At 42.0% G+C, this 26,048-nt stretch carries 18 protein-coding genes and 1 pseudogene; 13 read left to right on the forward strand and 6 right to left on the reverse strand.

Features of this window, described 5'->3' with window-relative positions; all coding sequences use genetic code 11:
* Positions 1–2 precede the first annotated feature (2 nt).
* Entirely contained in the window at positions 3–959 is a 957-nt protein-coding gene (locus tag MHN30_RS06240) for a MoxR family ATPase (RefSeq protein WP_010377722.1), read from the reverse strand.
* A gap of 268 nt (positions 960–1,227) precedes the next feature.
* On the opposite strand from MHN30_RS06240, the gene fadI reads away from it, so the two are divergent.
* Positions 1,228–2,538: an acetyl-CoA C-acyltransferase FadI gene (fadI, locus tag MHN30_RS06245; RefSeq protein ID WP_010605222.1), complete on the forward strand. Its 1,311-nt coding sequence runs from the start codon at positions 1,228–1,230 to the stop codon at positions 2,536–2,538.
* On the forward strand, positions 2,538–4,640 hold the full coding sequence (fadJ, locus tag MHN30_RS06250; RefSeq protein ID WP_239358941.1) for a fatty acid oxidation complex subunit alpha FadJ: 2,103 nt from the start codon (positions 2,538–2,540) through the stop codon (positions 4,638–4,640). Before fadI ends, fadJ begins: the two co-directional genes overlap by 1 nt.
* On the opposite strand, the gene MHN30_RS23885 is transcribed toward fadJ, so the two are convergent.
* A complete protein-coding gene (locus tag MHN30_RS23885; protein ID WP_130165368.1) occupies positions 4,599–4,808 on the reverse strand; it encodes a hypothetical protein in 210 nt (69 codons plus the stop codon). The two genes, fadJ and MHN30_RS23885, sit on opposite strands and share 42 nt — an antisense overlap.
* A gap of 357 nt (positions 4,809–5,165) precedes the next feature.
* Between MHN30_RS23885 and MHN30_RS06255 the strand changes: the two genes are divergently transcribed.
* The 4 genes from MHN30_RS06255 to MHN30_RS06270 all read left to right on the forward strand — a co-directional run bounded on the left by MHN30_RS06255 (position 5,166) and on the right by MHN30_RS06270 (position 8,741).
* Entirely contained in the window at positions 5,166–6,698 is a 1,533-nt protein-coding gene (locus tag MHN30_RS06255; protein WP_130165369.1) for a sensor domain-containing diguanylate cyclase, read from the forward strand.
* 76 nt (positions 6,699–6,774) lie between these two features.
* Positions 6,775–7,341 carry an elongation factor P hydroxylase gene (locus tag MHN30_RS06260; protein ID WP_239358942.1) on the forward strand — a complete coding sequence of 189 codons (567 nt, stop codon included), beginning with the start codon at positions 6,775–6,777 and terminating at the stop codon, positions 7,339–7,341.
* Entirely contained in the window at positions 7,331–8,452 is a 1,122-nt protein-coding gene (locus MHN30_RS06265; RefSeq protein ID WP_130165371.1) for an ATP-NAD kinase family protein, read from the forward strand. The genes MHN30_RS06260 and MHN30_RS06265 overlap by 11 nt, the downstream gene beginning before the upstream one ends.
* A gap of 13 nt (positions 8,453–8,465) precedes the next feature.
* Positions 8,466–8,741 carry a YfcL family protein gene (locus tag MHN30_RS06270; protein ID WP_010377735.1) on the forward strand — a complete coding sequence of 92 codons (276 nt, stop codon included), beginning with the start codon at positions 8,466–8,468 and terminating at the stop codon, positions 8,739–8,741.
* A gap of 329 nt (positions 8,742–9,070) precedes the next feature.
* On the opposite strand, the gene MHN30_RS06275 is transcribed toward MHN30_RS06270, so the two are convergent.
* Together MHN30_RS06275 and MHN30_RS06280 are read right to left on the reverse strand one after the other, a co-directional pair.
* Positions 9,071–10,303, reverse strand: coding sequence for a divalent metal cation transporter (locus tag MHN30_RS06275; RefSeq protein WP_193522476.1), 1,233 nt, complete (start codon positions 10,301–10,303; stop codon positions 9,071–9,073).
* A gap of 124 nt (positions 10,304–10,427) precedes the next feature.
* Positions 10,428–11,282, reverse strand: a complete 855-nt coding sequence (locus tag MHN30_RS06280; protein ID WP_039494886.1) for an HDOD domain-containing protein — start codon at positions 11,280–11,282, stop codon at positions 10,428–10,430.
* Between the two features lie 186 nt (positions 11,283–11,468).
* On the opposite strand from MHN30_RS06280, the gene MHN30_RS06285 reads away from it, so the two are divergent.
* Positions 11,469–13,025 (forward strand): AbgT family transporter, encoded by a 1,557-nt coding sequence (locus tag MHN30_RS06285; RefSeq protein ID WP_017216614.1) that lies wholly within the window; start codon positions 11,469–11,471, stop codon positions 13,023–13,025.
* Positions 13,026–13,154: 129 nt separating this feature from the next.
* Here MHN30_RS06285 and MHN30_RS06290 read toward each other — a convergent pair whose 3' ends face one another.
* Together MHN30_RS06290 and MHN30_RS06295 are read right to left on the reverse strand one after the other, a co-directional pair.
* A complete protein-coding gene (locus tag MHN30_RS06290) occupies positions 13,155–13,865 on the reverse strand; it encodes a DUF4336 domain-containing protein (protein WP_130165373.1) in 711 nt (236 codons plus the stop codon).
* A gap of 120 nt (positions 13,866–13,985) precedes the next feature.
* Positions 13,986–14,597, reverse strand: a complete 612-nt coding sequence (locus MHN30_RS06295; RefSeq protein WP_010377743.1) for a TetR/AcrR family transcriptional regulator — start codon at positions 14,595–14,597, stop codon at positions 13,986–13,988.
* A 197-nt stretch (positions 14,598–14,794) separates the two neighbouring features.
* On the opposite strand from MHN30_RS06295, the gene MHN30_RS06300 reads away from it, so the two are divergent.
* The 6 genes and pseudogenes from MHN30_RS06300 to MHN30_RS06325 form a co-directional block, all read left to right on the forward strand.
* Complete coding sequence (locus MHN30_RS06300; RefSeq protein WP_130165374.1) at positions 14,795–15,829, forward strand: MBL fold metallo-hydrolase; 1,035 nt, start codon at positions 14,795–14,797, stop codon at positions 15,827–15,829.
* 394 nt (positions 15,830–16,223) lie between these two features.
* Positions 16,224–18,824, forward strand: a complete 2,601-nt coding sequence (locus tag MHN30_RS06305; RefSeq protein ID WP_239358944.1) for a hypothetical protein — start codon at positions 16,224–16,226, stop codon at positions 18,822–18,824.
* Positions 18,825–18,954: 130 nt separating this feature from the next.
* The gene (locus MHN30_RS06310) at positions 18,955–23,427 is read left to right on the forward strand and encodes an RHS repeat-associated core domain-containing protein (RefSeq protein ID WP_130165376.1); all 4,473 of its coding nucleotides are present in this window, start codon (positions 18,955–18,957) and stop codon (positions 23,425–23,427) included.
* A 21-nt stretch (positions 23,428–23,448) separates the two neighbouring features.
* A complete protein-coding gene (locus MHN30_RS06315) occupies positions 23,449–23,694 on the forward strand; it encodes a MafI family immunity protein (RefSeq protein ID WP_130165377.1) in 246 nt (81 codons plus the stop codon).
* Positions 23,695–24,415: 721 nt separating this feature from the next.
* Entirely contained in the window at positions 24,416–25,387 is a 972-nt protein-coding gene (locus MHN30_RS06320) for a transposase (RefSeq protein WP_239358945.1), read from the forward strand.
* A gap of 403 nt (positions 25,388–25,790) precedes the next feature.
* Positions 25,791–25,986, forward strand: a pseudogene (locus MHN30_RS06325) (IS3 family transposase); the annotation flags it as partial.
* Between the last annotated feature and the right edge of the window lie 62 nt (positions 25,987–26,048).

The raw sequence follows: 26,048 nt of genomic DNA on the forward strand, positions 1-26,048 counted from the left end.
TATTATGGAACAGCAACCAATTCTAAAATCTTACTGATCACCTGATCTTTGGTGATCCCATCCGCCTGTGCTTCATAACTCAGCACGATACGGTGGCGTAGCACGTTATGTACCACAGCTTGAATATCTTCTGGGGTGACAAAGTCTCTGCCTTGTAGCCACGCATGAGCACGAGAACATTTATCAAGCGCAATTGTAGCTCGAGGGCTCGCACCATAATCAATCCAACTTGCAAGCGTTGCATCAAAGCGTTGTGGCTGTCTGGTCGCAATAATTAATTGCACAAGATATTGCTCCAGAGGCTCAGCAAGATGCATGCTTAGTACGGTTTTACGGGCCTCAAATAGGGTTGCTTGACTAATAGGTGTGAAGGTCGCTTGGTACTCCTCCAACGCCTCGCCACGAGTGAGGCGCAAAATATCTACCTCGGTTTCTGCATCCGGATAATCGATATTCAGATGGAGTAAAAAGCGGTCAAGCTGCGCTTCCGGTAGCGGGTATGTACCTTCTTGTTCAAGCGGGTTTTGCGTTGCCATTACCATAAATAGCTCAGGTAACGGATACGTTGTTTTGCCAACGGTTATTTGGCGCTCGGCCATTGCTTCTAGTAGCGCTGATTGCACTTTGGCTGGCGCTCGGTTGATTTCGTCAGCCAAAATCAAATGATGAAAAAGCGGGCCTTTCTCAAATACAAATTCATTGGTTTGTTGGCGATAGATATCTGTACCAGTTACATCAGAAGGCAATAAGTCAGGGGTAAATTGGACGCGTTGAAAGCTCCCTTCAATGCCTTTAGCCAGCGCATTTACGGCACGGGTCTTAGCTAGACCAGGGGGGCCTTCAACCAATAAATGACCATCTGCTAAAAGCGCGATAAGCAAGGATTCGGTCAGTGCACTTTGCCCTAAAATTTGGGTATCTAAATATTCTTTTAGTTGAGAAAACTCGTTTACTGCCATGAGACTGCCTTTTAAGCCGACAAAAATAAAAATAGTTATATGGACGCGGAATGAATAATCAAGTTGATTAGACCCATAATTTTAGAAAAGTTCATAAATTTTAAATAACAATTTCAAATACTTTGAGATTGCTTGAAAAAGCATCTAAAGTTGGTTTTCACGGTTTAAAAAGCAGTCATTTCGTGCTTTGCTATTGGCAACTTCGATTTGGTTGTTTAGAATCGGAGGAAATTAACAGGTCAGACCTGTCAGCGGGAGAGCAAAATTCATGTCTGAACAAAACATACTAAAAACATCAAAAGGCGACCGAATCGCTATCGTGAGCGGCCTGCGTACGCCATTCGCAAAGCAAGCTACCGCTTTTCACCACGTTCCAGCCCTAGATTTAGGTAAAATCGTCGTCAACGAAATGCTTGAGCGTTTGAACTTCGATCGTAAAGAAATCGACCAACTGGTATTCGGCCAAGTTGTACAAATGCCGGAAGCACCAAACATTGCGCGTGAAATTGTGCTTGGCACTGGCATGCCAGTTTCTGTTGATGCTTACTCTGTATCACGTGCATGCGCAACCAGTTTCCAAGCGATTGCTAACGTTGCAGAGAGCATTATTTCAGGCCAAGTGAGTGTGGGTGTTGCTGGTGGTGCGGATTCTTCATCAGTGTTACCGATTGGCGTGAGCAAAAAGCTTGCAGGTAGCCTTGTTGACTTGAACAAAGCACGTACGCTTAAGCAGCGTTTACAGATTTTCTCAAAGCTAAGACTCAAAGACTTACTGCCAGTGCCACCGGCAGTTGCAGAATATTCGACTGGCTTATCAATGGGGCAAACCGCTGAGCAAATGGCTAAGACTCACGGGATCAGCCGTGCAGATCAAGATGCGATGGCGCACCGCTCACATACCTTAGCTGCAAAAGCGTGGTCGGAAGGCTTATTAAACAATGAAGTGATGGCTGCCCATGTTGAGCCATACAAAAGCTTTATTGATAAAGATAATAACATCCGTGAAAACTCTTCATTGGAAAGCTACGCCAAGTTAAAGCCTGTATTTGACAGACAGCACGGCTCAGTAACTGCAGCAAATGCAACACCTCTAACCGATGGTGCGGCGGCAGTATTAATGATGAGCGAAAGTAAAGCCAAAGCGCTTGGTTATGACATTTTAGGTTATGTGCGTAGTTTCGCCTTCTCTGCAATCGGCGTACACGAAGATATGTTGATGGGTCCTGCGCATTCAACGCCTGTCGCACTTGACCGTGCGGGCATTACACTTGCTGATCTTGACCTGATAGAAATGCATGAAGCTTTCGCAGCGCAAGCGCTGTCCAATATGAAAATGTTTGGCTCAGACAAATTCGCGCAAGAAAAACTTGGTCGCAGTAAAGCAATTGGCGAAATCGACATGGATAAGTTTAACGTGCTTGGTGGTTCACTTGCATATGGTCACCCATTCGCAGCAACCGGCGCACGCTTGATCACGCAAAGCCTACATGAGCTTAAGCGCCGCGGCGGTGGTCTTGCATTGACAACAGCCTGTGCTGCAGGTGGTCTTGGAGCAGCATTCGTATTGGAGAGCGCATAATGTCAGTATTTTCTTATGAATTAAACGACCATAAAGTCGCCATCGTCACCATCGACGTACCGGGCGAAAAAATGAACACCCTACGTGATACATTTGCTGATGAATTATTAGAGATCATCGCAAAGAGTAAGCAAGACGACGTAACAGGTATGGTTTTTATCAGTGGTAAAGACGATAACTTTATCGCTGGTGCAGACATTAAAATGCTAGACAGCGCTAAAACCCGTGAAGATGCGCTCGCGATTTCGGAAATGTGTCATAAAACCTTCTTTAAATTGGCTGATTTACCATTCCCGACCGTTGCCGCGATCCACGGGGTAGCACTGGGTGGCGGCTTGGAGTTTGCGCTGGCGTGTGATTACCGTGTATGTACTGAAGACAGCAAGACTAAACTGGGCCTTCCAGAAGTACAGCTTGGTCTATTGCCAGGCGGTGGCGGTACACAGCGTCTACCGAAATTAGTTGGTATTCAAAAAGCACTTGAATGGATGCTAACTGGTAAACAAGTTCGACCTAAGCAAGCGAAAAAAGCGGGCCTAGTTGACGATTCCGTACCGCACAGTATTTTACTCGACGTAGCGGTGAAGCTTGCTAGAAAAGGTAAGCCTAAGCCTCGCAAACCGAATTTAGACAAAATTAGCCAATTGCTAGAGTCTAACCCGTTCGGACGCAATATCATTTTCAAAAAAGCACAAGAAAATGTTGAGAAGAAAACGGCTGGTCACTATCCCGCGCCGCTCGCTATCATCAAAGCGGTACGTGCATCTGTAGAGCTGGACAAGCTTAAAGGTTATAAAACCGAAGCCGAGGGGTTTGCTGATTTAGTGATGTCTGAAGTATCGCGCTCGCTACGTGGGATTTTCTTTGCGACAACGGAAATGAAAAAGGATTTCCAAGGTCAAGATCTTGCTCCTGTGAAGCGTGTTGCAGTGCTAGGTGGTGGCTTAATGGGCGCAGGTATTACCCATGTTAGTGCGGTTAAAGCAGGCACTCCGGTACGTATTAAAGATGTTGCGCATCAGGGCATTAGCAACGCATTAAATTACAGCTATAAGATCCTAACTCAACGCCAAAAGCGTCGTATTATTTCAAAGGCAGAGATGCAGTCAACTTTGAATATGATAACGGGGACAACAGATTACTCTGGTTTTAAACACACAGACATGGTGATTGAAGCCGTATTTGAAGACTTAGACCTTAAACAGTCGATGGTGGCGGATATTGAACGCGAATGTAGTGAGAGTACGATATTTGCAAGTAATACGTCATCATTACCAATCGGCCAAATCGCGGCAAAAGCGACGCGTCCTGAAAACGTAATTGGTTTGCATTATTTCTCACCAGTAGAAAAAATGCCGCTGGTGGAGATCATTCCGCACGAGACCACCAGTGATGAGGTTATTGCGCGCACTGTGGCTTTTGCTCGTAAGCAAGGGAAAACCCCAATCGTCGTAAAAGACAAAGCTGGTTTTTACGTAAACCGTATTCTGGCACCTTATGTCAACGAAGCGGCAAATCTTTTGCTTGCCGGTGAGCCGATAGAGAAAATCGATCAAGCCTTGGTTGAGTTTGGTTTCCCAGTTGGTCCTCTTGCGCTTCTTGATGAAGTAGGTGTAGACATTGGCTCTAAGATTGCGCCAATCCTAGAAAAAGAATTAGGTGCTCGCTTTAAGGCGCCGGATGCTTTTGCACGTATGATAGATAGCAAACGTCTAGGTCGCAAATCTGGTCGTGGTTTCTACATCTATGAAGGTAAAAAAGGCAAGCAAGTGGACGAGTCGGTTTATGAGTTACTCGGTGTCACGCCTTCTCCTAAGTTGAATAAACAAGAAATTGCGAACCGCTGCGTTGCGCAGATGCTCAATGAGGCTGCGCGCTGTCTTGACGAAGGTATTATTCGTAATGCGAGAGATGGTGATATCGGCGCTATTTTCGGTATTGGTTTCCCTCCATTCTTGGGCGGTCCATTCAGCTATATGGACAAAAAAGGCGCCAATAAGGTGTGTTCAGAGCTATCAACATACGCTGCTGATAACCCTGTATTTACACCTGCGGAGCCGCTACTCGCAATGGCCGAAGAAGGCAAAGCTTATTACGAGTAACGATACCAATTTATCTAGGGCCTGTTGACCTTCGCTGTTTGATTTTTGTTCTTCTGAGTGTGTTTTGGTAGCGACGCTCGACTTGCCGCCTAGTAATCTAGGCAAAAGTTGAGCAACAATGAACAAAGCGCACTCAGGTGAACCCAAAGGGCAGCGCTTGACTGGCATTTTCTCTGTGTTGCCCCACAAGGATGTGGGGTAAGGTGACTTTGCAGGAGCACTAAGTCTTTATCGCCAGGCTTACATAGAATGACTATGCTACGCAGGCTTTGCCTTGTATAAATACCAGTCAAACTGCTGCAAAAACAAACTTGAAAGATCAACAGGCCCTAATACTCGCTTAAAAATATCCTATCTGTAAGCCGCTGTAATGCGGCTTTTTTCGTTCTCTGGTCTAGACTTAGTAGCTGTAATGGTATGTAACTTTTGTACCATCGACATGGATTCTACAGCACCTAGACGGCCTCTAATTTCTTCTTTTGCTTACTGCGTTCTAGGATTTGCTGAATTTGGACAGCAGAGTATATGAATAAACGTATCTTTTTGCAGATCAGCGGGTTAGTTATTTTTACTATTTTGGTGAGTGGTGGTCTATTTTATTGGTCCACTTTGTTAAACCACGCCATTTCTTCATTTCATCAGTCATGGCAATCAGAAACGGAAGTTGCAATTAAACGTGCTGAGCTGCTAGCTGAGCTGGAGCGTAGCTTTGGTTATAACGGCTTTATTCATCACTTCAAAAATTATGTACTACGCCAAGACGAGGTTTATTACGAACAGGCTTTAGCTGATGTTGAAGCGACCAAAGCGACAATCCTAAAATTGCAAAGTACGGCGCTAAGCAGCCAAGAGACAAAGGCATTAGCCGTTATTCAACACACCTTTGATGAATATACACAAATGCTTGCGCTTGCTAAGTCAAAATTCACATCGAGAAGGCTGAGCTCTGAGGCTGTGGATCGTTTAGTAAAAGTAGATGACACGGACGCAGAAGCTGCATTTAATTATTTGCGTAAGTCGATTGGAAAGAAATTTGAGTTTGCAAAGCAAAACCAATCGATAAAGCTTGCTCAAACCCAAGAGTTGAGTAACACCGGTGTATTGTTGCTGCTACCAATAGTCTTGTTGTTTGCTTGCTTAAACATTTTTACGCTTATTTTTGTGGTTAAACTTATCAACGAAAAGCGAAAGTTATTCAACTCTACTCCTGATGCCATTTTATATTGTGATAAAGACGGTAGGCTTACAGAGGTCAATAAGGCCTGTACAGATTTATTTGGATATCAGCCTCAAGAGCTATTAGGTATGCAGGTTGAAGACCTCATTCCAGAGCGGTATACCGGTAAACATGTCGTGGACAGAGAGAAGTTCCAGGGCACTTCTACCATGCGTAGGGTGACGCATGATGGTCTAAAAATTGTAGGGCGGCACCAATCAGGTGTAGAGATCCCAGTAGATATCGCGTTATCCACGGTGTCCGTCTCTAAAAATGATGTTTTTATTGCGGTGATCCGAGATTTACGTCAAGAACAAGAATTGAAGAACCGAGCTGAACTGGATTTCTTAACTCAGGTTATGAATCGCAGAAAGATTGAAGCGCTGCTGAAAGAAGAAGTGCAGCGGGCCATACGTTATCATCGAGCGCTATCGCTACTGGTAATCGACGTTGATCATTTTAAACAGCTTAATGACACCGCAGGACATCAAGATGGTGATAATGCATTGAAGGAAGTTGGGCAGTTTCTAAGGGAGCAAGCACGCCCAAGCGATCATATTGGACGATGGGGCGGTGATGAATTTGTGATTATATGCCCTGAAACTCGGCCTGATGCTGCGCTTAATTTTGCACAACGACTGGTGCATGAATTTACTCGCTTCACCAGTTTTGGACTGACATTCAGCATTGGCGTGGCAGGATATGAGCTTATTGGTGAAAGCTTTAATCACAAACGATGTTTTGAAGAAGCTGACTTAGCCCTCTATGAGTCGAAAAAGTCAGGTCGAGATCGTGCTTCGCTTTATATCGCGCCACGCAGCTCTTTGGACAAAAAGGCATAGTCTAAAACGAGATCTTTTACTTTAGCCGCTAAAAACCTTACAATTTGCGCCCAGTTTAGACTTGTGGCGGATGTTGATGCATAAAATAGAAGACCTCATTGCTGTTTTTAATGGGTTATTCCTGCACACGCTCAACACTGAGCTGGTAGTGGGCGACGACGAACCTATCTATTTACCTGCAAATGAATCACACCCTCATCACCGCATTATTTTTGCTCATGGCTTTTATGCTAGTGCTTTGCATGAAGTTGCGCACTGGCTTGTTGCGGGCGAAGAACGTCGGCAACTCGAAGATTACGGCTACTGGTATTGTCCCGATGGACGAGATAAAGCGCAGCAGCTCGAATTTGAAAAATTGGAAGTGAAACCACAAGCGATTGAGTGGGCGTTAAGCGTTGCAGCTGGTTTTTCATTTAATGTTTCCGTTGATAACCTCAACGGTGAACAAACTTGCCGTTTCAGCTTTCAACAACGGGTGCATCAGCAAGTGCTAGTTTTATTAGAAAGCGGATTTAATACCAGAACGACTCAACTACTCAACGCATTAAGCAATTTTTATAATACACCTTGGCCTTTACGCCAGCAGCAATTTAACTGGGATATCCCGACAGAGCTAAGCATGGAGTTTGACGATGCAATTTAAGCTTGGACTTATCATCAATCCTTTAGCTGGGCTTGGTGGGAGCGTTGCACTAAAAGGTAGCGATGGTGCAGAAACAGCTCAACAAGCATTGGCGTTAGGTGCAGAGCCTCGCGCTAATCAGCGAGCAAAAACGGCTTTAACACAATTACTTCCACATCAACAAAACATCGAAATATTTACTGTTAACGGTGAGATGGGGGAGCGTACGGCAAAAGAGCTAGGTTTTAACACCCAAGTGATTTATCAAACTCAAAGCACGGTAACTCGTCCTGAAGATACCGAGACCGCAGCGCAAATGATGCAACAGCTCGGTGTCGATTTGATTTTGTTTGCTGGTGGCGATGGCACTGCTCGCAACATTTGCCACGCGGTGGGTGATTCATGTCCTGTACTTGGGATCCCAGCTGGGTGCAAAATTCATAGCGGCGTATACGCGATAACGCCAAAAGCAGCTGGTAGAGTTGTTGAACTTTTGGTTACCGGAGAGCTTGTCTCTATTGGCGAAGCCGATGTGATGGACATTGATGAAGCTGCATTTCGTGAAGGGACTGTGCGTGCTAAACGATTTGGTGAAATGCAAGTGCCGACCGAGTTGAGATATGTGCAAGCGGTGAAAAACGGTGGCAAAGAAAGCGATGAATTAGTGTTAGCAGATATCGCCGCCTATGTGGTTGCCGAAATGGAAGAAGACGAAACCTATATCATGGGATCTGGTTCTACCGTTGCAGCAGTGATGGAAGAGATGGGACTTGATAATACACTTCTTGGTGTTGATGTTGTAAAGGACCAAGCGCTGATCGCGCAAGACCAAACCGCGCAGCAATTGTTGTCGCTTGCTGATGACAAAACAAAGCTAGTGATCACATTAATTGGTGGGCAAGGACACATTTTTGGCCGCGGTAATCAGCAGCTAAGCCCTAACCTCATCAAAAAAATCGGTAAAGATAATATTATCCTTATCGCTACAAAATCGAAATTAAAGGCCTTAAATGGTCGTCCTTTAATTGCTGATACCGGTGATGAACAACTTGATGAGTCCTTAGCTGGATTTATTAAAGTGATCACTGGATTCAATGACCATGTAATGTACGCCATAGGCCATCAAGAATAATTTAGGAATAAATATGTCTTTAGTAGAATATGTAGAGAAAGCGCAGCAGTTTTTTGATGAGCTTGTTGATAGAGCGAGTGATGATGAGCTATTTGCTGGTGGCTATTTACGCGGTCACTTTGACTTAGCGGTAGGCTATGCACAAGTAGAGGAAGCAGATCTTTCGATTGATGAGTTAAATGCCAAAGTTGAGAGCAGCTTAGTAAAAGCATATCGAAATGGAGAGCTAAATGACGATGACAAAGCGCACGTAGTTTCTATTTGGGAGCAGGTGCAAAATCTAAAATAAATGCACCTCACCTGAGAGTAGCAGGTGCTAGGGCCTGTTGACCTTTGCTGTTTGATTTTTGTTCGCCTGAGTGTGCTTTGATCGCGACGCTCGACTTGCCGCCTAGTAATCTAGGCAAAAGTTGGGCAACAATGAACAGAGCGCACTCAGGTGAACCCAAAGGGCAGCGCTTGATTGGCATTTCTACTGTGTTATCGCCAGACTTACATAGAGCAACTATGCTACGCAGGCTCTGCCTTGTATAAACACCAATCAAGCTGCTGCAAAAACAAACTTGAAAGATAAACAGGCCCTAGAAGTGTAATTTGCATCTGCTACTCAGCCTCGCTTTACATCAAAAATCGCCAATAGATGAATAACAGTGCAAAGCCCACTAAATAAATCAGCCCCAGTCCCGTTAGAACCTTGGTATAAATTGGTTGACGGCGATAGATCTCACCTTTCACTAATCCTAAATTCATCCAAGCAAAGATAGGAGTAGTGACAAACGCTGAGCTCATGGCAAACATTAGCATGCTCTTTAAGTCGGCTTTAAAAAACAGCACTACGGCCATACCAAGCGCTGCTTGTAGCAATAGAATGAGCGTGTAACTCTTTTTCGTTGTGTTAGGTCGTAACAACTGAAGCGATTCACTAAGCACTCGGGAGTAGCCATCTAACACCGTGATGGTTGTTCCAAACATACATAAAAATGCGACGCCAGCAATTAGCCATCTGGCCCATTCGCCAATCGTATTAGCATACATATCAATGAGCTGCTGTGAGAACGCAACACCAGCGAGTTCCACAGGCTTATCTTGACCGTATTGCATTAGCATACCGAGTAAACAAAAAACGACCGCCAGACCCAGCGTTACAAAATATCCCACCTTGAAATCCAGTAGGATCTGGCTACTTGTTAGCGGTTGTTTAGCCATCTTCGTTTTTAGCCAAGACGAATTAATCGCTGAAATCTCGATTGGTGCGGGCATCCAACCCATCAAGGCAACTAAAAAGCCCAGTAGTGCGATGTCGTAGGGGGAAACCGGATCAATAGGGGCCGGATGGGCCGGACCATTATTAGCCGCAATGGCAAGGGCCATAACCGTGGAAATGGTCAAAATTATCATTACCCATTTGCTAGTCACATCGAGTATTTTGTAATGCCCAACCAATAAGATTGCCAAGCAGCTAGCCAAAAGTATAAAGCTTAACAATTCAATATTTATTGGAAATGGCAGCGAGTAGCTCAAGAGACTTGCGGTAAGTAATAGCACGCCTGCGGTATTTACAATGGCTGCGAAAATATTGAGTAGCACAAAAACCTTAAATCCGAAGCGGTAATGTGCGTGATAACCTTCGACGACACTATGCTTAGAGTGGCTTGTGTACTCTACTGCATATTTAAAAAAGGGATATTTGAGCAAGTTAACGGCAACAATTAGCCAGATCAATTGACTACCAAATAGTGCCCCAGCCTGAGTTGACGAAACGAGATGTGAACCACCGATAGCAGCAGTTGCCATTAATATTCCAGGCCCAAAGATGGCAAATTTGCCTTTAAGAGATAGCAGCGCTGGCAATGTAAATTCCTTAAGTCTTTGTTATTTTAATTTTGCTGCCAGTCTACGAAGTTTTAAGAATTGCCGCAACACTGTCGTTGAGTCGCATTTCACAGACGGTGTTGAATGTGAGATAACTAGTCGCTTACTCATCCTGCTCTAAAAAGTATTCATCTAGGTCTTCTTTGATGTCCTGATAATCATCTTCATCTAAATTTAAAACTTTCAATACATCTGCTTTCATTAAGTGCCAATCAGGTGCGGCAACAAAACGTTTATTGATATGTACAAAATTTTCAGCCATTTTTAGAGCAGCGAAAGCTAATTTCTGCTCTTCGTCTTTACAGTTTCCCAAAAACTCAGGGTCATGGTGGCATAAAATCATCTGACAAATACTTTGTGGCAAATTCCAGGAAGCCGCGAGGAAGTAGCCTATAATAGCATGATTGGTCTCGTACTTTTCTTCTTCGTGCTCGACTAACAGCTTGTCATAATCTTTGTTCGCGGCAATGAGCGTTTCCATATAATCGGGGTAATTTACCGCCATAGCGGCAATCCCTGCGTCATGAAATAAGCCTAGTAAGTGCAAGTTTTCGATAGGAACACGCGATTTAAGTTTATTACCAATCACCATAATGCTATCTGCGATGTCTGAAGCGTTATCCCAAAATCGCTCCAAACTGATACAACATTTACGTTGGTCAAAGGTTTGTTTGAGCAAAAAGCCGGTCACAAGCTTACTAATAGAGTCTAGACCTAGAAAGACGACAGCCTGTTTTACATCCGTTACCGTTCTTGCCAAACCGTACAGTGGGGAATTGATGATTTTTAGCACCGCGGCTGAGGTGCTGACATCATGAGCGATGATAGAAGCGATGTCGTTCAGGTCTGGATCCGGTGCAGCAAGTGCTGCTTGCAACTCGCTTATCAGCGCGGGCTTCGGTGGTAAATTAAAACCATGTTTGACGTCAGCTAACACTTTGTCGTCTAGATCTATCATCTAAAAATCCTTAATTTCAGACATATAAAAAGCATAGCGTAAATTCTTTATTGAACACTGACTTGAGACAAAAAAATACCAAGTCGACTACTAATTCGGCAAAGTGTCTCGTCAATAGGCACGTTTTCTTGCTTAGCATGTAAATATTAAGTTATGGTTAAGCAATTTTTTTCTTAGGGCAATGGTATGCACGAAACACAACAAGCGAACTCGCAAAATTCTGCGATCACCCGTTTTCTAAACGGGATAGAGCGGGTGGGGAATAAACTTCCTGATCCTGCAATCATTTTCTTATCAGCAATGTTGCTGATTTGGCTACTTTCTTGGCTATTTTCAGGCGTAGAATTTAGCGCTATTGATCCAAGAACCAATCAGGCGATTGTCGTTCACAATTTATTAGACCCAAATGCGCTTGCCGGATTTATGGCAACGATGGTAAAAACCTTCACGGGATTTGCGCCATTAGGCGTGGTGCTAGTTGCTATGCTAGGTGTGGGCGTTGCTGAACATTCTGGCTATATTAATACTGGCCTTAAAATCATGCTCAAACGCACGCCTCAGGCACTACTAACTCCTTCTATTATTCTTATTGCAATTGTAAGCCACACGGCGACAGATGCCGGATACGTGTTAGTTATTCCGCTTGCCGGTGTTATTTTCTATGCGATGGGAAGACATCCTCTTGCGGGTATTGCTGCGGCATTTGCTGGCGTAAGCGGCGGATTTAGCGCGAACTTTATTCCTTCAGGTATCGATCCGTTGCTACAAAGCTTTACCCAAAGTGCAGCGCAGATCATCGATCCAGAAATCGCGATTAACCCACTAAACAACTGGTTTTTCACCTCAGCATCGAGCTTATTCATTATCTTATTAGGTTGGTATATCACTGATAAAATCATAGAGCCAAGGCTAAAAGCGACAGAAATTGACGGCGATACAGAGAGCTTGCCTTCGTTTGATGAGATCACAAGCAAAGAAAAAAAGGGCTTTGTGGTGGCGTCTATGGTGATGTTAGCAGGTATTGCATTATTGGTTTATGCATCAAGCGGTGAAGATTCAGCACTACGCAGCCCGTCGGGCGCTTTAACTGATTTTAGTGCGCCGTTAATGCAATCAATTGTACCACTTATCTTCCTACTGTTTTGGATCCCTGGTGCGGTTTACGGTTTCGTTGTCGGTACGTTTAAAACCTCAAAAGACATGATTGATGCCATGACTAAAGCCATGAATAGCATGTCTTACTATATTGTTATGGCGTTTTTCTGTGCACTTTTCATTAGTGCCTTCAGCCATTCAAATTTGGGTGCTCTGCTTGCCATTGAAGGGGCTCAAGTATTAAAAGCATTGGCGCTGCCAAGCTATGTTACTGTAGTTGGTATTATCTTCTTGACCGCATTTGTAAACTTATTTGTAGGGTCAAGCTCTGCGAAGTGGGCGTTGCTGGGGCCGATTTTTGTTCCGATGTTAATGCAATTGGGCATTTCACCTGATTTAACACAAGCAGCTTATCGTGTTGGTGATTCTGGCTCAAATATAATCACTCCACTTATGCCTTACTTCCCGCTGGTTGTGGTTTATTGCCAGAAATACGTTAAGTCGACAGGAATAGGTACATTGATAGCGATGATGTTGCCTTACTCAATTGCCTTTTTGATTGGTTGGAGCATCTTCTTATTGATCTACTGGATGCTTGGTATTCCACTAGGTCTACAAGCAAGTTATGCATATCCAGCTGGAATGTAATTTGGGGAATGTAACTTCAGGGGATCCTTAAAACAATGCACTCCTGATCTAAATCTTAGATTAAGTAACAAAAAGCGCTGTTCATTGACATGACAGCGCTTTTTATATTCTGTTATTTTGCACTGCATCTTACGCGGATTTATTGATACCCAGCCAAGAAAATGAGCGGTTTAAAAATGCTCCAGCGCCTGTTTCAATGCATTCACCATGGGCAATCACGATATATTGAGGTTGCCAAGCAGCCATCTTTGAAAAACAGGCTCGGGCCTGCTGCTTCCCAAACACAAACGAAGTTCGCCAGTCTATGGGCGTTTTACCGTTAGGGCTAATGATCCCAGTGATTTTCGCTAATACTTTTTTAAAACCGGAGAAGTGGTTAGGGTGAAAGTTCTCGATAAGATCTGTCAAAATTAATGTACTGCTCTCTTTGTGGAAGAATACGACTTCTTCCATCACCGCGCTGCCTTTAAAAATGAGTTGCTCAATATCTCCTTGCCACTCGGGTTCTGCCATGTCGCCCAGTTGGCGGTGAAAAGTAAGATCAGACCGTTTTTTGTCGACACCTGGAGAAGCAAACATAATCGCATGTGGGAACTTTTCCTGCCAATCTCCCATAAATAGGTGATGAAGTTTATTTGGAGAAATTAGATAGTGGACTTGCCCAAGTTGCGTCAATTCACTCAGTAATCCTTCCGTTAATTTTCCAGGAGAGTGCACCCATAATGCGCCAGAGGAAAGCTTTACTATGGTGCTTCTGGTAGTGTATGGCATGCCAAAGAATGGTACTGCGGGGCCGTTGTGGATCCAAATGTTTTTACCAATTGCAATTAATTCGCTCATCTGATTTCCTTACTCTTGTTAGCGTGGATGACTATATCAAGGAACTTTTTTGTTTGAAATATAGTCTTATGCAAGTTGGTATGAAATTTATTTAAATCCTTGTATTAGCATACCTTATCATTAATCTTGGGCGCGTTGTTCAGTCCCATATCTCGCCATAAAAAGCGCAACGCTTTGCTCTACAATAAAGTCCGTTTCCTCCGTATTTGTGAGATCAAATCCATAAAGCCGTGGGTAAAAGATAAAAGACTTGAGTTGATATAAGAACTGTTGTGCTGCGAATGCCTGATGTTCGATATACAGTGCATTGTTAGCGACAGCATCAGCTAAAAACGTTTCTAAATAACGCATACAACCTACTTTACTGTTATTGAAATGCGCAGCCAATGTAGAGTCTTGCAATAACTCGATAAATGCCACGCGAGCCACTTTGATAAATGATTCAGAAGTGAGCAGATTGACTTCTCGTAAAGCGATTTCTTGAAGTTGTTTTGCAATCGAGACATCGGGTCGATATTGATAAATATCACCTTGGTCAACTTGAAGCATCATGTGTTCAAGTACGTTATACAGTAGTAGCTCTTTAGTCTCAAAGTGATTATAAATCGTTCGTTTAGACACTTCAGCGTGCTTTGCGATGAGATCCATACTGGTATTTTGAGCACCGTGCTGAGCAAATAACTGTTGGGCAGCCTCTAGAATTTGCAGTCGCTTTCTTTCTGATTGTTTCATTTTATCTATTACAGGCAAGGGAATATCAACAAATGGATACTCCGTATTTTAGCAAAACTAAAATAAATTACACTGCTTAGTTTACTTTCTATTCTTGATGTGTAAACTACACTGTGTAGTTTACTTTTGGTGGTTATATGAAAAAGCGAACATGGTTTGGCTTGATGGTGGTCTTGCTGATAGGAGTAGGAGGAGTTATGGCTTCTAATTTAAATGCTGCGGTAAATCAAAGTGGGTATTCATCAACTCAATATGGTGATGGTAAATTTCATAATACTCATGAAACGAATAAAACGAGCCTAGGTAAGACGCTGGAAATTTTCTGGCGCTTTTTTACCGAGCAAAAAGTCAATGCGGTGCCGAAGGTTGATATGCCAGTAAAAGTGCTCACCGAGGCGAATTTAAAGGCACTTTCTGATACGCAAACTCACGTTATCAAACTGGGTCATTCATCAGTACTTATTAAAGCGCAAGGGCAATATCTTCTGATTGACCCCGTTTTTGCTGAACGAGCATCACCATTTTCATTTATTGGTCCAAAGCGTTTTCATCAACCACCTATTACTATTGAATCATTGCCTCAAATTGATAAGGTGTTGATTTCACATAACCATTACGACCACCTAGACAAGGAAAGCGTAAAGCGATTAGCAGACAGAGTGGGGGCATTTTATGTACCTTTGGGCGTAGAAGGTGATTTGCAAAAGTGGGGAGTTCCCGCCGAGAAAATAAAGCAGTTTGACTGGTGGCAGTTTGAAGAAACCGCTGAGTTAACACTCACCTTTACACCTACTCAGCATTTTTCTGGACGTGGACTTGGAGATGCAAATAAAACCCTTTGGGGAGCGTGGGCTATTCGCACAGCAGACAAAAATATCTTTTTTAGTGGAGACTCTGGTTATTTTGCTGGATTTAAGGAAGTAGGTGAAAGGCTTGGCCCGTTTGACCTAACCTTAGTAGAGACTGGCGCGTATGATAAAGATTGGTCTGATATTCACATGACGCCAGAGCAAAGCGTACAAGCTCATATAGATCTGCGAGGAACGCATATGATCCCCATTCATAATGGTACTTTTGACTTGGCTTTTCACTCTTGGTTTGATCCGCTCGCAAGAGTGAAAATCGCAGCAGAGCAAAATCAAGTGGCACTGGTAACACCTGTTGTAGGTGAAGTGTTGACGCTATCAGAAACGCTATCAAGTAGCAGCTGGTGGGAAGCGTTGATGCCCTGAAATCTTTAGCAAAACAGGAGTTAACGTTGTGAGACGATAGCTCCAAGTCTTGTTCCGCATCTTCAGGGAGCAAGTTGTTACAAACTCTTTGTTTTTCTGTACAGTTGAATATAGTGCGAACTAAACGTTGGCTGTTTCGAGTGATGGCTTAAACAAAGAGAACTAATCACACCTTTTCTTATATCAGCCAAAACCTGTCTACAGATATTGTAAATAATGTTAATATCCTGCTTGATTTTTGTACCTAAAAAATATATATTCCCTACCTTTTTTAATAATACAACGATTGGATTACTTTAATCGCAAAATGGACGAGTTTGTTTATGGTTTCAATTTATCAAACCACAATGTATTTCTACCAATATAGCTGTATTACAAGGGCAGGGAGTTACTAATGTTAAAGAAGTTAGTATTTTTTACTTCACTGTTTTTCAGCATTAGTGCTCTGGCAATCAGTACACCTTCTTACGTGTCGGTTTCAATGAATGGCACTACAGTAACGCTTGACTGGGGGACGGTTTCTGGGGCCAGTTACTACCAGTTACAGTATCGAGACGGTTATGGTAGTTGGGGAACTTCTGGGGGCTCTTATTATGGTGGAACTCACAATTGGACCGGATTTACCGGTACTTTACAAAATAGAAATTATCGAATGCGAGCATGTGATAGTAACAACGTATGCTCGTCTTGGTCTAGTGCGTCAAATTGGATAAGTACGCCTTTACCTATTCCAGATACACCGTCTTATGTCTCAGTTTCCATGAATAACGATGGCAGCAGTGCTTATCTTTCATGGGGCACTGTTTCTGGTGCTAGCTACTATGAGCTGCAATATCGAGATGGCTATGGTAGTTGGGGGACATCTGGAGGAAGTTATTACAATGGTTCTCATACGTGGAATAACGTAACAGAAACACTTTCCAATCGTAACTACAGAATGCGTGCGTGTAACAGTGAACACGGCTGTTCATCTTGGTCCAGTGCCTCAAACTGGATAAGTACGCCCTTACCAGTGCCAGCCTCCCCATCTTATGTGTCAGTGTCCATAAATCCAACAAAAGTTTCTCTTTCTTGGCAGGAGGTATCTGGAGCAAGTTATTATCAGCTACAGTATCGAGATGGAAGCGGCAGCTGGGGAACATCGAACTTGAGCTACTATGATGGTTTGCACGTTTGGCATAATCCAACAGAGATACTCAATGAACGTAATTACAGAATGCGTTCATGTAATAGTGAAAATAGTTGTTCTTCATGGTCCAGTGCATCTAATAGAATTAGTACACCAACGCCAAACACACCCAACAAACCAGTCGCGGTTGTTAATGGAAAAGATATTGCGGTTGAATGGAATGAAGTGGAATGGGCTACAAAGTATAAGATTCAAGTGCAATGGTCTCACGCTGAGTTCGCCGGTATAGAAGATTATGAAAGTATAACTAATTCTATATCATGGCAAGATACGTACCCAGGTTCACGTATATATAAAATACAAGCTTGTAACGCGGTGGGATGTTCTAGTTTGTCGGCACCATCAGAACAGGTCCATTTAGCCAGTGTGCCAGCTCGCCCAGCAAAGCCTCAAGCGTCAGCGACGGGTAATAAGATTCAAGTAAATTGGAATGCGGTATATGGTGCTACTTATTATGATTTAAGCATCAAGTATGGCTTAAACGACTGGACTGTTCCTGGCCGTTATGAATATCAAGGCACAAGTATTAGCTGGCCTGATCTGGAAGTTGGTACAAGACTTTACAGAGTAAAAGCGTGTAACAGTGCAGGTTGTTCTGATTATTCTGATACTTCATTACCACTCAAAAACTTTGTAGATACCCCTCGTGCAAACAGGGTTGGTGAGCATGGAATTGAACTACTTTGGGATACTTCTCTGAAAGGAAAGTTTGATATTCAAATTAAGTTTAACCATAACGAATGGACTGAACCAGGTAGGTTTACCAGTAACGAAAAAGGCATCAACTGGGATAACGTACCATCGGGTGAACGCAGTTATCGGATCCGCTCATGTGACGACAGTCTAACGAATTGTAGTGAATGGTCTGCGGAGTCGAATAAAGTTTCGATACCGCTTTGGATACATGATGTGCAGGTTGATGGGAGTTCAACAAGGTTAGAGTGGGGGCCAATAATAGGCGCTAACTACTACGATATCTCAATTAAGTACAATAATAATGATTGGACAGTACCTGGTCGGTTTACTTCGAGTGCTCACTATATCGCTTGGGATAATGTCGAAGCTGGTGTTCGCTCGTATAAAATTCGCTCTTGTACAGGAGTGATCGGTAATGCTGTTTGTTCTGGTTGGTCCGAACCTACGAAAGACTATACCACGGTTGGCTTGCCAAGTAGCACCCCGGCTCTCAAAGTCACTGCAATTGAAAGAACTTTTATTAATGAATCTGAACGCATAACTTGGCAATTTGCCAGCCCACCAAGTACTTCTCTAACTACGACTCTATTTGTGATAAAACCGGGAAGTTCGGACATGATAGAACTAGCTAGCGTTAGTAACAGTGGCGTAGGAGTTCATGATTTTGTCTTTGATCAATCAGGTAGATATCGCTTCTTTGCACAAGCTTGTGGAACATTTAATAGCACACAAGTAATGTGCAGCGAAAGGTGGAGTACTGAAAAACAAGTTGAGGTATTGAGCAGTGAATTTACGCCAGAGCAAACTAAAACAGAGCTTACATGGCAACAAATAGCTGGTGCAAAAAACTATATTATTGAGACTGCAAGCTGCGCTAACCACTGCGATATGTCAGCACTAGATTGGTCAACACTGAAAACACTAAATAGCAGTCAATTACAGTTTGCAATCCCAGGTGAAGACGGCAGGTACTATCGTATAAAAGTATGTTTTAGCGACGGGGTCTGTACATCAGGGAGTTATGTAGCAAAGGGAAAACCTAAAAAGCAGATTATCTATATTCATACAGATCTGTTGGGAAGCCCTGTAGCCGAGAGTCAAAATCAGTAGTGAGTTCGGCTTATATATGGCGAGTTCAGAGTTCGGTTATTTTTCCAGTTCATTTGGCTCTCCTTTACAGGCGGTAGCATGTTCCGCCTTTTTCTTTAAATAAGTGTGATTTTATCAAATTAGGCTACTTATGAATTTAAATAAAAAATACTTACTAACTTTAGCGTTGTCGCTTTTTTCTGGTAGCAGCTTGGCTGACGACCCTGGTCCTCTACCGGTTCCCGGTGGTGAAATTTTCGACTTCCACGAATCGTTGGTTAACTCTGATTTTCCAGGAGAGAAGGAATTAGCCTATGGGTTTAGAATAAAGCATACAAACACAGATTTTTATATAGCAGGACCAAGCAATTTAGATATTGCAATTCGTCGCGAAACCAATGGTAATGGCAGTATATTTAATGAAGTCTCTTTGGAAGTGGCAAAAGCAAGCAGTTTAACAGAAGGGAGTTCAATCGCTTGTTTAGGATTGGTTAAGTCGGTTAGTTTTAATAATGGGTTTGATGAGAAAAATAAAAATATCGGCTTTGATAACTCAATCGATGTACCTGATGGTACAGTTTTAGCCTTTTCTGATAATTCGTTGCTAGCTTGTGATGGTAATAGTCCTGTTGTATATAAAAGTAATGGGAATAAATATACTTTTACCAAATATTTAGTTCTCGGTAAGTACCAATATAAAGTTAATAAGATAATTAATAGATTTGGTGACTACATACAGTATCACTACGAGGATTTTGAAGAAAACTATACAAATGATTCTTATAGGATAGATAAGATAACCAGAAGTGATGGTGTTGTGGTTAACTACACATATAGCCGACCAACCGCAGATAAAGAAGGAAAAAACCCTCACTTAGCCGATGTTTTATCTGAAATCTCTTTTGGAGATAGAAAAGTTTCATATGCTTATAATTATGCAGGTCGATATTTAACGACTTTCACTGATGAGGAAGGTAAAACAACTACTTATAAGTATGCACAATATACGGGTTTGCATGCACTTGAACGGGTAACTTTATATGAAGGTGCATATATAGAATATAAGTATGAACCTATATCTGAAGCTTTAGTGGTACGTTTACCTAATAAGGTTACAGGACAAAAGACTTCATTCGGCTTGAGTGATTATGGTTATAGTGGAGGCGGACTGCTAACAAAAAAAATACATGTTCCAGGTAAGACTGACAGAACTTTTTTGTATAAAAGTGCAGGGGGAGAGATAGGCACAACTGTTGGCTATAAAATGGAGCTCAATGTCATCGGAGAAGCAGACCTAACGTATAAATATGTCTTTAAAAAGTTAGATTTAGACCTTTTGAGTAAAACTACATACGTTGGTGAACTTCCAGAACATCCATTTTCTCTTGGTAGGGATGATGTCTCAAATCATGAAAAACTTGTTACTGAAAATTTTAATTGGCAACAAGTTGCTCTCGGTACTCGTTTTTGTATTCCGCAATTAACTACTCGCGACCGCTATGACAATTTTCATGCTTCACCTCGTGATTGTAAGATAGCCAAACTGGTCAAACATACAAAAGTATTCGACTACGAGGACGGATCAGATACCTTTAAAACAGAATATTTAGCCTATGACAGTTTTCAGAAACCAATCAAGGTAAAGCAGTCTTACAACAACAATATTAAATATAGTCACCTTGAGTACTTTAACCAGGCAACACCTTGGGTTTTAGGAAGCTTTAAGAAGTTCTCAATATCTGAAAACGGTAGTGATGTTACTGAAGTTTCAAGACAGGAGTATAATAATTTTTCACTGACTGGTGTGGGGGTAATGAGTTTACCATCGAAACAATATAGATACGGTGAACTAATTTCTGAAATAAAATCTTACAATAGTGACGGTCACGTTAATACTTTGGAATACAACTCGCCTCTCTTAGGTGATAAGTCTAAGAAACGGTATAAAAGAACAGAAAACTTTAAAAGTGGAATTGCACAAAACATTTATTATCCTGGCCGATATAACGCAGTACAGAAAATAGAGAAAGCGTTTAAAGTTGATAGCAACGGTTGGATAGTTAAAGAAACTGATGAAAATAGTAATGTAGTGAACTTGTATTACGATGATCTTGGAAGGCTAAAGGGACGAGATATAACAAGTGATGAGCATTACGAATGGAAAGACGAATCTATAGGTTACTCGAGAACTCAAAATAACATTGCAAGTTGTGTGATCGATGAAAGAGCTGTGTGTATTGGTAATTCATTGAATACCATAAAGATAGAAAAATTAGATGGATTAGGAAGAGTTGTACAGAGGATTGTATACGATCATACTGACAATGCTGAGTCAGGTGCAAACACTAGATATAAAAATCTTGCATATGACCAAAGAGGTAATCTAGTTTTTGAGTCGAGATGGAGCGTAAATGAATTTGAAGATAAAGGTGCAACCAAATCGTATGATGGGTTAGGGAGACTGACTTCAGTTAGCGTCACTGGGCAGGGAAGTATCAAATATAAATACTTGTCAGGCAACAAGATAGAAGTTACTGATGCTGAGGGCAATGTTACAGTAACATCATACCGTTCATATGGTCGTCCAGAATATAAGATTGCTACGAACATTGCATCCCCAGAAAATGTAACAACAAGCATTGAAATTGACGTATTTGGCCTAGTGAAAAGTGTAACCCAATCCGGTGGGGGAAAGATATTTAAAGAAATCCGTAAATATGACAGCAGTAAACAACTGTGCTTAATCAAGCGTGCAGATGTTGGAAGTACAGTTTTAAAGTATAACATCTTAGGTGAATTAATATGGCAAAAGAAAGGGGTGGAAAATAACGAATGTGTTGCTTCACCACCTGCCGGTAGTACAAAGTTTGAATACGATAATATGGGTAGTATATATAAAATAGACTACCCAGATGATGATTTGGATGTTGTTTATTTTCATGACAATAAAGGCAATATACTTAATTTAACCGCTGGTGATATTACGCACCTTTATAATTACAATAATCTTGATTTACTTGAAGACGAAACGCTGACTATCGGTAGTGAAGGCACGTTGCAACTTGATTACGAATACGACAGTTTAGGCAACTACAAGGCAATCACTTATCCTGATGGTACATACATTGAATATGCTCCGAATGGTTTTGGGGAGCCGACAAAGGTTTTCTCTAAAGAGCATTCCTTCGCTAGCAACGCCACTTATTATGCCAGTGGCATGTTACATACCTTTACATATGGTAATGGAGTTAAGCATATAACGACACTTGATTTGAACACATTGCGGCCAATTCAAATTCAAGATGTAAGGGGGTCGAGTAACATTGTAAAATTAGGATATAGCTATGATAATAATAATAATGTTAAGTCAATCACTGATTATCTGAATGGCGGTGAATTTAGTCTCACTAATTTAGAATATGATGGGTTAGATCGTTTGACAGGTGTCACTGGCAGAGGAAGTATTGGTAATAGTAGTATTAGCTACGACAGCTTAGGTAATATTGAAAGTTATAGCAGTAAGAATAGAAATCTTACATATAGTTACAATGTTGAAAATAACCGTTTAACAAGTGTAACGGGAGAAGGCACCGATGGTAAATACAGTCGTATTCAATACGATACTCGAGGCAACATCACACATAATGGAAAGTACGGCTTAACATTTAATGTTGCTAATCAGCTACAAACAGCTAAAGGTAATACTTACTTTTATGATGGTCATAATCGCCGCGTCAAACAGATTGATGGTAATGGTGTTAGCTACACTATGTACAGTCAGAGTGGAGTGCTACTTTATCGTGAAAAAGGCGGTTTGACTGGTGACGGAGTTAATTATATTTATCTCGGTAAGAAACTGATTGCTAAACACGGAGCATTAGAAGCTCAAAATTCCGAAGTAAGTCGCCAACATTACCGTCCGTACGGAGAAACAATCGAAACTCCCAAGGACGATGTCGGTTTTACTGGCCACAAGTTTGACACCGACTTAGGCCTAAGCTATATGCAGGCACGATACTATGATCCAGTTATCGGGCGTTTCTACTCAAATGATCCGTTAGGGTTCCGCGATGTACATAGTTTTAATCGGTATGCATATGCGAATAATAATCCGTATAAATATGTTGATCCCGATGGAATGGCTGCTGAGAGTTACCTCAATCGACCTATGGGGGTTTCTATAAAGCAACACCAGCAAGCAATGGCTAAAGCTGGGCGAATGGCTATCACCAGAAGTCCGGCAGGTATGGTCATCGGTGCCAGTATTGGTGTCATTACAATGCTTAATGAATCGACAAATTTAGCGGATGATGCTGCTACTGATCATATATTGGATGGTGATAAAAACGGTGGTGGGCATGGACCAGGAAGGGGTAAGCCTGGCAAATCTGAATTCCCTTCAAGTTGGACGGACGATGAGGTTATGGATGCTATATCTGATGTAGCAACAGATCCTGAATCTACCGTAACGCCAGCGAGAGAGGGAAGATCGAAAGTTAGAGGAAAAAGAAGAGGGATAAAAATTGAGGTTATCACTGGAAATGAGCAAGAAAATGGTAAGATTATTACAGGTTATCCAAATGATAAAAAAATACCTAGAAACCCTCCAGAGCAACAAGACTAAACAATTTACTTGGAATGTATAATGAAAGAAGAATTAACATTACTGCTTAATAGCTTCCAATCTACTTTTACTGAGGAAGAGTTAGACGAAGTTTGGGATTTTATTCAAGTGAATGAATACAAGTTAGCATTAGAAACTATATGTGCAATTTTCTTTGAAGAGAGTAAGCCTATTACTCGGAAACAATTAGATTCTATTAAAACAGTAGCCCAAAATATGACAATAGATCCCGAAAAGTGGGAGCGTTTGGAAGCACAGGTTAGCTAGGTTAACTTAAAGGCGAACATTTGAATCAAAAGCCTCGCACTAGCGAGGCTTCAGATTGATGATAAACCCCGCTTTTTTAAGCTTTTCCCAGTTGTTGGAGCAGTTTTCTCTGCCGTCAGTTTCAGCGTTGGTTTTTTTGTGTTGGCTAGGCTAATTAACCTGAGCTGCGCATAAGAAAATGAACTAAAAGCCCTTGTGGTGATCAGATCTTTCGACCAAGAAACATAAGATTACCAAGGACAAGGGCATGAATAACTTAGACGCAATTTTCGTAGATGTCGATAACGATTTAAACCTGACATATATGGACGCTCTGCTGCTGTCAAGTAATACTCATCCAACAAGGTTGTTTTAACAGCCTTGTTGCTTCTTTTATTTATCTCTCATTTACTATTTGTATGTATTGATAAACAGTCACTTTGAGTCATCCTAAATAAGGTGCTGCTCTGACATATATTCGGGCTTAACTGACTTTCAGCGCCCCTAATGAGTTTCGAACCTAGTCACCCAAAAAGTAGAATACACCCACGCGGCATTGAATGCCTTGCCTATAACGGGTTTAACTAGGTAGGTTTGACCTTTTGTTCATCGTTATATTTACAGCAATGAGAATATGGCTATCAAGGGCACTTAAATCGCTGACACCCACCACTAATTTGCACCTTCCTAAGATTCCGCCTAAGCTTAAATTCTGCACTCAAAGGATTGAGGTAACCAAACTATGGCAACTGCCCGTAAAAGACAAATCAGTTTAACCGACACCAAATACTACCACTGTATCTTCCGTTGCGTAAGGCGCGCGTTTCTGTGCGGCGAAGATAAATTTACTGGCAAATCATACGAACATCGCCGGGATTGGGTTGAAGAAAAGCTCCTGATGTTGGGCTCCGTGTTTTGTATTGATATCTGTGCTTATGCGGTGATGTGTAATCACACCCACATTGTTTTATATGTTGATGATAAAAAGGCTAAGCGTCTGTCGGATAAAGCGATTGTGATACGGTGGCACAAGTTGTTTAAGGGTAATTGGATAAGCCAAAAGTATATTGAAAATGAGCCACTCAGTGAGTCGGAGCAATTAATACTCAATGAGCATGTCGCCAAGTACAGAGAAAGGCCCGCAGATATTAGCTGGTTTATGCGGGTACTTAACGAAGATATCGCCCGCCGAGCAAATAAAGAAGATAATTGTACAGGCCGTTTTTGGGAGGGACGGTTTAAATCCCAAGCATTACTGGATGAAGCAGCACTGGCCGCTTGTCTAGCTTACGTAGATTTAAACCCCATTAGAGCTAAAATCGCCGCAATGCCTGAAACCTCAGACTACACCAGCATCAAAAAACGCATTGACCACGCTAAGCTGGGCAAACAACCAAAAAGTCTATTACGCTTCGCTGGCAGCCCACGAAAACATATGCCAAAAGGCCTGCCTTTTGAAATCAAATCCTATATTGAATTAGTTGAACTCACCGGCCAATGTATTCGAGCCGACAAGCGAGGCTATATCTTTGAGTCTCAACCCATTCTTACTCGATTAAATATAGAGCCTGAGAACTGGATAAAACTCACTACGCAATTTTCTCGGGTATTCCACGGTGCAGTGGGCCGAGAGCGAACAATAACCGCTTACTGTGAAACACTGCAAAAACGACGACGGACAAACCTAACAAACTGCGAGCGCTTGTTGGCTTGATAAAGCAAACTTTTCAACTCTAGAATTGCTTACAGTTGTATTTGCAGTGCATTATCGTGCGCGATAACCCTGTTTTAGTGTAGAGATATGCTTAGGCGCTAAAAATTGGCCTATCGAAAAACGTTTTTGACCAAAGTGGTTGAAGTATTTTTATACTTCACTTCTTCAGCTTTGATGTGTAAGCGTCGCCTGAACCCCCACCTAGCTACTGAACATACCTAAACACAAGATTGCAGAGCAATGGCTGCAACTTATCGAACAACTTATCGAACAACAGGAGCTCAGTGGTTTGTCTGTCAGTGACTTCTGCACGCAGCACAATCTCAGTACCAAGTATTTTTATAATCACCAAAGTAAGCTTCGCAATAAAAAACCACCTGAGTCATCTTTTATTGCCGCTAAACTAGACAATGCCGTTGCAGAAAACTTCTTCGGCATACTGAAGACGGAAATCTATCACGTTTATGAATACAAAAGTGTTATCGAACTGATAAATGCAATTAAAGAATATCTAGAATATTACAATCACAAACGAATTAAGCGGCTACCAAGGCCTGAGTCCGATAGCGTATCGAAATCAGGCCTTGGTAGCCGCTTAGAAATGAGTCCAACTTTATGGGGTCACTTCATAACCTAAGCTAGCGAGGCTTTAATATTACAA

Origin of the sequence: Pseudoalteromonas sp. OF7H-1 (assembly GCF_022347825.1) — a bacterium.
GTDB classification, from domain to species: Bacteria; Pseudomonadota; Gammaproteobacteria; order Enterobacterales; family Alteromonadaceae; genus Pseudoalteromonas; species Pseudoalteromonas maricaloris.

Excerpts from the sequence above, each read along its gene's own strand:
- MHN30_RS06320 (WP_239358945.1), top strand. The coding sequence starts at position 24,416 with ATGGCAACTGCCCGTAAAAGACAAATCAGTTTAACCGACACCAAATAC.
- MHN30_RS06260 (WP_239358942.1), top strand. The coding sequence starts at position 6,775 with ATGCATAAAATAGAAGACCTCATTGCTGTTTTTAATGGGTTATTCCTG.
- MHN30_RS06280 (WP_039494886.1), bottom strand. The coding sequence starts at position 11,282 with ATGATAGATCTAGACGACAAAGTGTTAGCTGACGTCAAACATGGTTTT.
- fadJ (WP_239358941.1), top strand. The coding sequence starts at position 2,538 with ATGTCAGTATTTTCTTATGAATTAAACGACCATAAAGTCGCCATCGTC.
- MHN30_RS06310 (WP_130165376.1), top strand. The coding sequence starts at position 18,955 with ATGAATTTAAATAAAAAATACTTACTAACTTTAGCGTTGTCGCTTTTT.
- MHN30_RS06295 (WP_010377743.1), bottom strand. The coding sequence starts at position 14,597 with ATGAAACAATCAGAAAGAAAGCGACTGCAAATTCTAGAGGCTGCCCAA.
- MHN30_RS06265 (WP_130165371.1), top strand. The coding sequence starts at position 7,331 with ATGCAATTTAAGCTTGGACTTATCATCAATCCTTTAGCTGGGCTTGGT.
- MHN30_RS06270 (WP_010377735.1), top strand. The coding sequence starts at position 8,466 with ATGTCTTTAGTAGAATATGTAGAGAAAGCGCAGCAGTTTTTTGATGAG.
- fadI (WP_010605222.1), top strand. The coding sequence starts at position 1,228 with ATGTCTGAACAAAACATACTAAAAACATCAAAAGGCGACCGAATCGCT.
- MHN30_RS06285 (WP_017216614.1), top strand. The coding sequence starts at position 11,469 with ATGCACGAAACACAACAAGCGAACTCGCAAAATTCTGCGATCACCCGT.
- MHN30_RS06290 (WP_130165373.1), bottom strand. The coding sequence starts at position 13,865 with ATGAGCGAATTAATTGCAATTGGTAAAAACATTTGGATCCACAACGGC.
- MHN30_RS06315 (WP_130165377.1), top strand. The coding sequence starts at position 23,449 with ATGAAAGAAGAATTAACATTACTGCTTAATAGCTTCCAATCTACTTTT.
- MHN30_RS06255 (WP_130165369.1), top strand. The coding sequence starts at position 5,166 with ATGAATAAACGTATCTTTTTGCAGATCAGCGGGTTAGTTATTTTTACT.
- MHN30_RS06240 (WP_010377722.1), bottom strand. The coding sequence starts at position 959 with ATGGCAGTAAACGAGTTTTCTCAACTAAAAGAATATTTAGATACCCAA.
- MHN30_RS23885 (WP_130165368.1), bottom strand. The coding sequence starts at position 4,808 with ATGCCAGTCAAGCGCTGCCCTTTGGGTTCACCTGAGTGCGCTTTGTTC.
- MHN30_RS06300 (WP_130165374.1), top strand. The coding sequence starts at position 14,795 with ATGGCTTCTAATTTAAATGCTGCGGTAAATCAAAGTGGGTATTCATCA.
- MHN30_RS06305 (WP_239358944.1), top strand. The coding sequence starts at position 16,224 with ATGTTAAAGAAGTTAGTATTTTTTACTTCACTGTTTTTCAGCATTAGT.